Source organism: Okeania sp. SIO1H4 (genome assembly GCF_010672695.1).
Classification (GTDB): domain Bacteria; phylum Cyanobacteriota; class Cyanobacteriia; order Cyanobacteriales; family Microcoleaceae; genus Okeania; species Okeania hirsuta.
Map to the genome: position 1 here is coordinate 94,958 of NZ_JAAHGB010000018.1, position 11,024 is coordinate 105,981.

Annotated in this window: 7 protein-coding genes; 4 read left to right on the forward strand and 3 right to left on the reverse strand. The window is 35.4% G+C overall.

Features of this window, described 5'->3' with window-relative positions:
* Window positions 1–490: 490 nt before the first annotated feature.
* Window positions 491–5,680 (forward strand): glycosyltransferase, encoded by a 5,190-nt coding sequence (locus F6K06_RS15250; RefSeq protein ID WP_287241961.1) that lies wholly within the window; start codon window positions 491–493, stop codon window positions 5,678–5,680.
* A 16-nt stretch (window positions 5,681–5,696) separates the two neighbouring features.
* Here the strand turns inward: F6K06_RS15250 and F6K06_RS15255 are convergent, their stop codons facing one another.
* From F6K06_RS15255 to F6K06_RS15265, 3 genes are all read right to left on the reverse strand, one after another.
* Entirely contained in the window at window positions 5,697–5,828 is a 132-nt protein-coding gene (locus F6K06_RS15255) for a hypothetical protein (protein ID WP_287241963.1), read from the reverse strand.
* A 27-nt stretch (window positions 5,829–5,855) separates the two neighbouring features.
* Entirely contained in the window at window positions 5,856–6,176 is a 321-nt protein-coding gene (locus F6K06_RS15260; RefSeq protein ID WP_287241966.1) for a DNA-binding protein, read from the reverse strand.
* 300 nt (window positions 6,177–6,476) lie between these two features.
* The gene (locus tag F6K06_RS15265; RefSeq protein WP_287241967.1) at window positions 6,477–7,772 is read right to left on the reverse strand and encodes a transposase; all 1,296 of its coding nucleotides are present in this window, start codon (window positions 7,770–7,772) and stop codon (window positions 6,477–6,479) included.
* A 402-nt stretch (window positions 7,773–8,174) separates the two neighbouring features.
* Here F6K06_RS15265 and F6K06_RS15270 point away from each other — a divergent pair, with 402 nt between their 5' ends.
* The 3 genes from F6K06_RS15270 to F6K06_RS15280 all read left to right on the forward strand — a co-directional run bounded on the left by F6K06_RS15270 (window position 8,175) and on the right by F6K06_RS15280 (window position 10,677).
* Window positions 8,175–9,332, forward strand: coding sequence for a glycosyltransferase family 4 protein (locus F6K06_RS15270; protein WP_287241969.1), 1,158 nt, complete (start codon window positions 8,175–8,177; stop codon window positions 9,330–9,332).
* Between the two features lie 583 nt (window positions 9,333–9,915).
* On the forward strand, window positions 9,916–10,068 hold the full coding sequence (locus F6K06_RS15275; protein WP_161564397.1) for a hypothetical protein: 153 nt from the start codon (window positions 9,916–9,918) through the stop codon (window positions 10,066–10,068).
* A gap of 96 nt (window positions 10,069–10,164) precedes the next feature.
* On the forward strand, window positions 10,165–10,677 hold the full coding sequence (locus tag F6K06_RS15280) for a hypothetical protein (RefSeq protein WP_124143958.1): 513 nt from the start codon (window positions 10,165–10,167) through the stop codon (window positions 10,675–10,677).
* Window positions 10,678–11,024 lie beyond the last annotated feature (347 nt).

Here is an 11,024-nt window from a genome sequence, read left to right on the forward strand (position 1 = left end):
AAATAGATCCTAAATGGGTTCTCTATAAGGGAATGTGCGACCCCTCCACTACAAGCTAGAAGTCGGGCATTTAAACCCAAGCTTTTAGTGCGCTGATTCGCTGAGTACTGAAATGCTGATAAGTAGGTCGGTGTTGAAAATTATCGTTATGAAAAGGCAGGAGGCAGAGGGCAGAAGGCAGAAGGGAAGAGAGTTTTTGGCAAATTTACTTTTCGTTACTAACTTGCTGTTTTTTTGCACCGTTATACTTAGCTAGTTAATATCATTAGAGCAAAGATAATAAATAATATATAGCAAGTTCCACCTTGGTGAGGTACACTCATCGCGGGCAAGATGCCCGCACTGCAAAATTGAATTGTTAATATCTGCACTTCATATACTTGGAATCTGCTGTAAGACTATAATCAAAGTAATAAATTAACTAACATTTGCCCAATCTATCCAACCACTAACTGTTTACTAAAAAATAATTTAGCAGAATCTTATCAATATGGAAAAAGTTGAAATAGTACAGAAAAAAACGACACAACTAGCAGCAACTACAGGATTTTTAGACCAAGTAGCAATCGAAAATGAAACTGTTTGTTTAAGTGGATGGGTTCTTTCTTTCGAGCCTGAATCTGTCACTAATTTTAAGATTGTATTTGGCAGTCAACAATTAATAGGATTTGAATTAACTCAAGGTCTTCCTAGTCCTGGAGTGAAAAAAGCACATCCAAATATTTCTGCTGCTAATAATGCTCGGTTTATTATTAGATTGCCAATGAATAAACAGCAGCAACAACAATTTAAAGATGCTCTGATTATTTTAATTCCTCTAGTTGCCGACCGTGAAGGAGAACCTTTATTAAATGCAGTTAATCCGGCATTATCTGCTTTAGTTAAAACATCACAACCAAGTAATTTACCAACCAAAACTCCTCGAGTAGAACTTATTTCTGTTCATGTACCAAAAGCAGCCGGAACAGCTTTCAGACAGGTTTTATTACAGGTTTATGGAACTCAAGGAGTTCTGACAGATAAAACTAATATGTTTGAAGATAATATGCCAGCTACTATTCATTGGCAGACTAAAGTTATTGAGGGTCATTTTCGCGCGGGTAAATACGATAAGTTATTTCCTGAAACTAAGAGAATTACATGGTTAAGAGAACCTATCCACAGATTAATTTCTGATTACTGTTTTCGCCACATCTCGAATCCTACAAAGGAGTATCTAAATAAACAAGATTTATTGAAGTTTGCTGAAAATAACAGTAATCTTATGGCTTATTGTGTGAATGGTAAATCTCTGGATTATTTTGATTTTGTGGGGATTACAGAATATTTTGAAGAGGATTTACTGGCACTAAAAAATCTTCTTGGTTGGTCAGATTATCAAGTTATTTACCAAAACAGAAATCCTTATCCAGAATATCTTGAATTTCGGAAAGAGGTTTTATCAGACAAAAAATTAATGGATGAATTGGCAAATGCTAATAGTCAAGATATGGAACTTTATGCTGCAGCTTTAACATTACGAAACGAAGGAAAAAGGAAGAAGGAAGAAGGAAGAAGTGACATTAATTTACCAGCAGAAAATATAGTTAATAATCAAGGAAGAGGAAAGAAGGAAGAAGGCAAAAGTGGAATTGATTTATCTGAAAAAAATGTAGTTGATTTGGAACCATATACAGTGCCAGAAAAAACAAAAATATTAGCAACGTTGGGTTCTTTGGATAGGGCAGAATTTGACCGTCAAGAATTATTATTAATAGGTTGGGTAGTTTCTCGTAATTTAGGAGCAGTAAAAAGCTTTCAATTAACTATTGCAGATACTGAAATAGAAAATTTTGAAACTGCCTTAAATTTACCAAGCCCTGATGTGAGAAAATTACATCCGAATCTTCATAATTCTGGCAAAGCAAGGTTTCGTATTAAGGCATCTCTTAACTCCGAACAAATTTCACAATTCCAAAATGCTGAGATTGCTTTAACTCCTATATTTAAAGAAGGCAAAGGTCAGGTTTTGTCTAAAGTAAAGGAAGGAAGAGGGAATAAGGAAGAAGGAAGAAGTAATGAAGTCAGAAGTGAACAAGAAGTTAGAGGTGAGGAGGAAAAAGTCAAAAGTCAAAAGTCAAAAGTTAGAAGTGAACAAGAAGTTAGAAGTGAGGAAGAAGACAAAAGTGGAATTGATTTACCAGAAAAAAATGTAGTTGATTTGGAGCCATATACAGTGCCAGAAAAAACAAAACCATTAACTTTTTCTAAAGCACCCATAGTTCAAGAACAACCAAAATTCATTCCACCAATTGAACCAATTACAACCATAGGTCATCTAGATCAAATAGCGAAAGCCAATCAAAAATTAATAATATCTGGATGGGTGGGTTCTTACAATTTTGGTTCTGTAGAAAGCTTTAAAGTTTTCATCGGCAGTCAAGAATTTTGTTCTTTTGAACAAAAATTAGGTCTACCTAGCCCAGATGTAGCAAAAGTTCGGACTAAGCTTAATAATGCTGAAAATGCTAGATTTAGTCTGGAAATACCTCTGACAAAGGCAGAACTTCAAAACTGTCAAAATACTCTAATTAATCTGACTCCAATATTTCAAGGACAAGAGGGAGAAATTTTGTTTCAACTCTTTAATCCATCCCTGCCAATTCCTGACGATAAATATATAGAAGGAAAAGCAATTAACTTTATCCAAAGAAGCTGCAAATTTTTAGGCGACTTTATCCAAAGAGTAGGTCTTCAACCCACTGCTGAAGTTTTGGAAATTGCTTGTGGAGTTGGGAATATTGCTTATGGTCTAGCCTATTATTTAAAATCTCCAGGTCATTATGAGGGGAATGACTTTTCTGAAGAATTAATATCTTGGGCACAACAGAATATTAGCAGCCATAAACCACATTTCAATTTCCGTCAGATAGACTCAGATTTGAAACTTCCCTACGACGACAAAAGTTTTGATTTTGTTTTTATCGGTTCTAGATTTACTCAGGTAGGTGGGAGTAAGATTCGTAATTATTTAGATGAAATTTATCGAGTTTTAAAACCAGGTGGTCGTCTCTTATTTCAATGTTTCTTAGTTAACCACGATTCAGAACAATTAATATCTGAAGGCAAGAGTTCTCAACCTCTTGTTCATAGACTTCAGGAAGGTTTTACTAAAGACCTAAATTCACCAGAAAAAGGGATGGGTTTTCTGGAGTCTTTATTATTGGAGTGGGTAATTAATGCTGGTTTCAATGTATTAGGAAAAAATTATGGTTCTTGGTGTGGACGAGTGGGTAAGAGAAGTTATCCAGATATAGTAATTCTTGAGAAGGAAGAAGTCAGAGTAAACAAGGAAAAAATTGAGAGTTTGGTTAGAGAAGAACCAGGAAATAACCAGGAAGAAAATTTACAAGACTTGGAAAAAATAGATAGCGATCGCTCCTCCGAAAAACTCAGAATAAATCAGGAAAAAATTGAGAGTTTGGTTAGAGAAGAACTAGGAAATAACCAGGAAGAAAATTTACAGGACTTGGAAAAAATAGATAGCGATCGCTCTGAGATTTTGCAGAAGAATTTACCATCAGAATCTACTTTAAAAATTACTCCTGAATCTAAGTCTTCTGTCTCTGCTTTACTGGCAGAAATAATGGCAGATTTGGAGAAATCGCAAATAGAAATCCAAGAAATTCAAGCTGATCTAGAAAAGTTCAAATCTCAAAAGGAAAATATTCCTGTCAAGAGTCTATTTCCTGTAGAACCAGATACCTCAACTACGGCTAAAAAAAAACTTCTGACTAAACCCTTAGAAGAAGTTATTCAAAAGTCAAAACCTCCTACTCCCCCGCCCAAACAAAAACAGGAATTATTGGGTTTATCCGGAGTAACAGTTGATAAATTCTGGGAAATTATTTTAGTAGAAGGAAGGAGGAAGAAGGAAGAAGGAAGAAGGGATTTTTCTGATATAGAAGGAAGAAGGAAGAAGGAAGAAGGAAAAGGGGATTTTTCTGAATCTTTAGTAGAAGGAAGGAGGAAGAAGGAAGAAGGAAAAGGGGATTTTTCTGAATCTTCTATAGAAGGAAGAAGGAAGGAGGAAGAAGGAAGAAGGAGTTTTTCTGAATCTTCTATAGAAGTAAGAAGAGATTACTCTAAACCTTCTATTAGTATTCTTACTCCAACCTGGAATTCATCTTTAGATTGGTTTGTGGAAACAGTTTTAAGTGTTCTGAACCAATCTATCCCTAACTGGGAATGGTGTATTGTTGATGATGGATCGAAACAACCAGAAATTAGAAATATACTTGCGGGTTTAACAGAAAAAGAACCCAGAATTAAAGTTCTCTTTTCAGAAGATAATGGCGGAATTAGTGCTGCTACAAATAAAGCTCTAAATATAGCTACAGGAGAATATATTTGTTTATTAGACCATGATGATACTCTAGCTTCCACAGCATTAGAAGATAGTCTCAATAAACTGGCAGAAGGATTCGATGTAGTTTATTCCGATGAAGATAAAATTGATTTTTCTGGGTTAAATTATATCGTTCCATTCTTTAAACCTGACTGGTCTCCTGAATATTTTCGTGGTGTTATGTATGTCGGTCATTTATTATGTGTCCGTCGAGAATTAGCTTTAACTGCTGGTGGTTTTAAAAGCGAATTTGATGGAGTACAAGACTATGAGTTTATGTTACGAGTTTCCGAACAAACTAATAAAATTTCTCATATTTCTCGACACCTTTATCATTGGCGACAAGTTAAAGGAAGTATTTCGGGAGATGCCGATGCTAAAGCAGGTATTGAAGTAGTACAACAAGCTGCTGTTAATTCTCATTTACAAAGAATTGGTTTAGCAGCAAAAGCAGAACCAGGTTTAGGTAAACATCGAATAAATATTAATCCTTTACCTAGAAATAATCATCCTTTAATTAGTCTAATTATTGCTGCTCCTAATCTTTCAGAAAATATTGATAAATGGTCGAAAAATCTTTTGTCTGTTTCAACTTATCCCAAAAATGAAGTGATTTTAATTGGTGGGGAAAAAACAGAAAATATTATCCAAAATTCTGCGGTGAAAGTTTTAAATCTATCAGGGCAATTTAATTATTCTCGTGCTTATAATCTGGCTGCAAAAACTGCCCAAGGAGAATATTTTATTTTCCTCAATACTAATTTGGAAGTTGTCACTGAAGATTGGCAACGACATCTTTTATATTACGCCGAACAATCTGATATTGGTGCCGTGGGAGGACTATTAATATTCCCAGATGGAATTGTTGAACACGCAGGCATTGTATTAGGAAAATCTGGAAAAGTTGATTATGTAATGCGAGGTTTTCCCTCTAACCATGATGGTTATGCAGGTTCTTTAGTTTGTGCAAGAGAAGTATCTGCTGTAAGTCGAGATTGTTTGATGGTGAGTAGGCAAAATTTTGAAATGGTTGGAGGTTTTAATGAACACTTTTTCTCCGATTATCAAGATGTTGATTTGTGTTTGAAGTTGAGGAAAAATGGCAAGCGAATAGTATTTACCCCCCGTAGTGTTTTAATTAATCATCAATCAGAGAAACACAGACAAAGAAATTATGATGTAGTTGACTATATGTTGTTATTAGACCAATGGCAAATTTATATGGATTTAGGCGACCCATATTATAATCCGAATTTTGATATTCAACTTAGCGATTATACTGTTGCTTTGTAGGCAATAGATCTACTTTTTACTCATCAGTTAAAGCCCATTTGTTATCTATTTTTAAAACTCCCTCTTGATAATCAACCATGGTAACTGCTGCCAGAGTTTCAATCCACACAGTGGCACCACAACTATGAGGTTTATTTGGTTGGTACACAATCCGACAGGGACCATGAATTTCAGCTTAATGGCCAGTCGCTAAATTGCTGCTGCCTTCTTTGACCGAAAGAATGGTTAAATCAGTATTTTTCTTGGTTGTATTAATTCCAATGTGGTTGCGGTTGAAGTGAACTGTGTTCTTGCCACAGCGCTGATGGGAACACCAACGCGGTTTAGGACCTTTTCTTCTGCGGTGTATTCTGGGCATTCCTTGATGTAGGGGAATTACCCAAGCTCGATTATTAATTTTCCTCGCTCCTTGTATGCGGCCTTCCTTAAGTAATACTCGAACTCTTTGAGTGGATATACTTAAAAGACTTGCTGCTTCTGTGGTGCTTACAAACATGATTTCTTTTATTGCGACTATAGCAATAGTAGACTAGATAGCTAAAATTGTAGTTAGTGGGATGAAGAAATTTATTGGAGGTATAGGAAAGTTTTAAAAATGAAAAAAATATTTTCGAGATAGATATAGATACTCGCAGCTTAAAATCTGTGGCCCAAGACAGATGAGTTTTAATATGGTGCGTTACATTTCATTAACGCACCCTACTGGACTACAAATGCTTCAGCGGATATAGCGCATATCTTGCAAGAAATGATAACGAGAAGGTGATTTGACATACTCCCGGCATCAAATCAGAGATTATGATGCGGGATTCTCATCATTGATGATTCTACGCTCACAGAGACAACTTAAATTAGCCATATTGCTATCGCTAATCCAGAGGTCGGACTCTCCCGTAGCTTTTGGGTCTCCCCCAGATTCCGAGTGCCCCTCGGTACTGTTTACTATTGCTCCTAACATCTCTAACCCTTTAGCCAAAATGTTCCTTGCTGCATTGTGGTCTCTATCAGCAATATAGCCACAATGCGGACATTTGTGGGTTCTAACTGATAATGACTTCTTAACAGCTTGACCACAATTTGAACAATTTTGGCTAGTGAAATGTGGAGGTACTGCTATGCAAGCAATTCCATGCAACTTAGCATAATATTCCAGCCATTCGGTGAACTGATACCAGCTTGCATCAGATATGGACTTAGCTAAATGATGATTCTTAACTAGGTTAGCAATCTTTAAATCTTCATAGACTACCAAGTCGTTAGATTGGATTAACGCCCGTGCAGTCTTTACTGCATGGTCTTTACGTTGTCTACTAACTTTGAGATTTACCCGCGCTAATTGAATTCTTGCTTTGTGGTTAGGGGAGCCGTCGGATTGGCGACGTATATTTGACTGAGGTTTTTTACCTTTCTCGTGGCGACGTGATACTCTCCGTTGTAGCTTTTTTAGTCGTTTTTCCGACTTCCTCAAATACTTAGGATTTTCTACAGCATCACCATTACTATCAGTATAAAAAGCATTTAAACCTAAATCTATTCCTACTACATTGCCTTTAAAGTTATGAGTTTCTTCTCTCTCAACATTTACTAAAAATTGACAATAATAACAGTCAGCCCGCCTAACAACTCTTACACGACTTATTTGCTGTTGTGAATACCAAACTAGATCGCGACTTGTCCACAACTCAAATACACCTGCTTTAAAACCATCTTTAAACTCAATTTTTTTTCTATCTGAGGATAGCTTATAACCAGTTGTTTTATACTCTACTGAACGAGTGAATTTTTTGAACTTTGGATAACCCTTTTTACCTGGTAACTTCAGTCTACAATTTTTGTAGAATCGTTGTATTGATTGCCATGCTCTATCGGCTGATGCTTGTCTAGCTTGAGAATTTAACTTTTTAGCCCAAGGAAAATTGGTATCTTTTGCTAGTTGTGAACAAAGCTTTTGTAAGTCGTTGCGTTTGACATCTTTATTATCCATCCAATAGCGCAAACAACTATTTCTGATGAATTGACCTGTGAGAATCATTTCATCTAAAACTTTGTACTGATTTTGACTGCCCTTTAATTTGGCCTCAATTACTAGCAAAGATATTATTAATTCCTCGACTACATTTATTTATATCTAAATTTACCCAAAATGTCTAGTGAATAAACTATTAATATTTGTGTATAATTATGAAATTGAATCATAATTATACACGCATCATTTCATTCATCTAGGCACGCTCATCATAGATTATAGTGCTAGCCTTTTGATGCGTTTAGATGAATTTGTCAGTATGATGAGTCATAGCAAGTTTAGCGATCGCCTATCGTTCATCTAAAATCTTTTTATCAGGACTTCTCTCCTCACCCCCCTTTTTTTAAGGATGAGTAGTATATTATGTTTACTTCAGTAGGGCAAACAACAAAAGCTGACGGCTGATAGCTAATTAGCTTATTGACTTACAATTACTAAAAAATCACATATTCTAAAGATATAGTTTTGATGAAAAATATTTTATTTGTTCTGTACGAAGATTTTCATTCTAATAGTGCCCTTCATGTGCATCATTTTGCTAATAATTTAGTTAAATTGGGTTTTGATTGTGTGGTGGCTGTTCCTAGAAATAAACAGACTGTTTCTCAAGTGGGAGAAGATTTAACACATTTATATAAAGTGACAGAATATGGTGAATTTTATCGGCTGAATAAATTATTTAAAAATCAGCAAGGTCCGGATGTGGTTCATGTTTGGACTCCTAGAGAAGTTACGCGAAATTATTGTCATAAACTCCGGAAAGCTTATGATTTTAAATTAGTAATTCACTTGGAAGATAATGAGGAATATGTTCTGGAAAAATATTTAAACAAACCTTTTAAAGAAATAGCTAATGCTAATGGGTCTCTCGCAATTCCAGATAATGTTTCTCATCCCCAGAAATATCGGGAGTTTCTAGCAAGTGCCGATGGAGTGACTGTTATTATTGAAAAGTTAAAAGAGTTTGTGCCGAATAATGTGCCGAGTTTAGTTTTATGGCCTGGTGTAGAAACAGATTATTTTTATCCCAGAAATCCCAATCCAGAAATAGTAAAAAGGTTTAATATTCCTGAAAATACTTTAGTTTTTTCCTACACCGGAAATGTTCATGCTGCTAATACTCATGAAGTGAGAAGTTTGTATTTAGCTGTAGCAATGTTGAACCGAGAAGGTAAACCTGCGGTGTTAGTTAGAACGGGTAGAGATTTCTGTAATTTTTTGGGAGATGATGATAATTGGGCGCGGAAATATGCCATTGAATTAGGATATGTAGACCGGAGTTTAATGCCAGAAATTTTGGCTTTGGCAAATGTGTTAATTCAACCAGGTAGACCAGATAAATTTAATGATTATCGTTTTCCCTGTAAATTACCAGAATTTTTGGCAATGGGTAAACCTGTAATTTTGCCTGGGACTAATATTGGTTTGGTGATGGAAAATGAGAAAGATGCTTTGGTTTTACCTATGGTTGATGCAGTGAATATTGTTGAGTCGGTGGGCAAGTTGTTTGAGGAGAACTTTTTATATAAACAACTAAGTGAAGGTGCAATTAATTTTGCTAAAACTCATCTAAATTGGCAGAAAAATACAGAATTATTGAAATCTTTTTATGAAGAGATTGGGTAGTTTAGTGTCATTTAACTTATTCAACTAGATTTCCTGACTCAAAGATCATCGAATATTTAGGAATTTGAGCGAAAAGGAAGAGTTGAAAATTTTCATCCTGTAAAGCTCCAAAACATAATATGCTTGTTCTTTCCCTTATCAAATCTTTCCATCCATTGTTCCTCAACAGAAAAATACAAACAATTTCATTTTATCAAGCTCTATTAAAAATTGGCATCTCAAAGGAATTTCGGTTGCATTCCCACAAAAATTTTGATATGGTAAATACTGAGGTGGTTTTCTCGCTCATATACATGACTTTTTATTCAACTAAAAACAATATCGTTTCACAGCGATCGCGAATGTTGTAGAAAGGAAAATCAATCTAGAATAGAAGGTATTTCTTAACAGAATAAACCCATAAGCAAAGAAAATATAATTTTTTTTAAGAATCCACAAACTGCCAAAATTATTAAATGATAATTATGTATACAAATTCAAAAACTCAATCTAGTTGAAAATTAACTTTTATAGAAATTTTCACAACCAATTGAATTGAGAATTGCTATATTTTTTCCTAATCAAAAATAGGAGATAAGAACAAATGCCAAATCCAGTCAATATAAATGCTGAATTAGACACAAACGATCTGATTTTTAGATCCCCAGCAGGGGGGGTGACAAGAGCTGATGAATACGATCTAGACCTGAGCGGAGCAATAATAGGTCAACCAATAACCATTTCTCTGACAGCATAAAATTCAAATCAATACGATACTTTTTGGCAAATTATTGATGCTAATACAGGTAATGTTTTAGCAGATTCAGATGATCATGGTAGCGGTCGTAACTCATTGATTCAGCAGGGTCAACCAACAAATGGAGGTGGTTATGACGATTCAGCAATTCCTAATGAATTATTTATTCAGGGTGGTCGTGACTATAAAATTCGCGTTACCAGTTTTGGCACGTTAAATCAACCAGGAAGCTATCCCTATTTTCTACAAGTTTCTGTCCCTCAAGGTGACATTGATGTAACTCCCAGAGGTAGTGATTTTAATGGAGAAGTTCAAACAGGAAGCGTTATTAATATTAATGGTGAATTAAACGAAGACGATTTTACTTTCCCATCACCTAGTAATAGTGGCAATACTCTAGTTGATGAATATAGATTAGAATTTCAAGTGCCAGGGCAACTCGTAAATGTTGCTGCCAGTACCAATGATTCTGGTTTCGATCCTTACTTGGAAGTTATTAATGCCCAGACTAGTACTGTCGTTGATTTTGACAATAATAACGGTGGTGGAGTTAACCCACTACTAAACTTACCCAAACTTATCCAAATGAGATTTGAGCTTTGGAGTTAGCTTCCTGCTTCTGTGAGAACCACTGACCGCAGTCTTTAACTTATTTTCTCCACAGGCTTAAAATCGCTTGACACTCAAGCTACTGATACATACAGCGGTTTTCATATGAATAAACCACAATGTTCAAACCAACCCATGGCATCATCTTCAGTAATTTGAGCGATGTAGCTGCCGCCTCACGGGGTGACAAGGTAGCTGAAAGCTATATATAGAGATGAACTCATCGAATAAGCTGAATAATACTTCAACTAAAAGAGAAGCATTATTGAGAATAGATGGAGGTGTGGTGCGATCGCACCACACCCCACACAGTAGGTTGATTATTTATTCATTAAAGCAATTTTTGA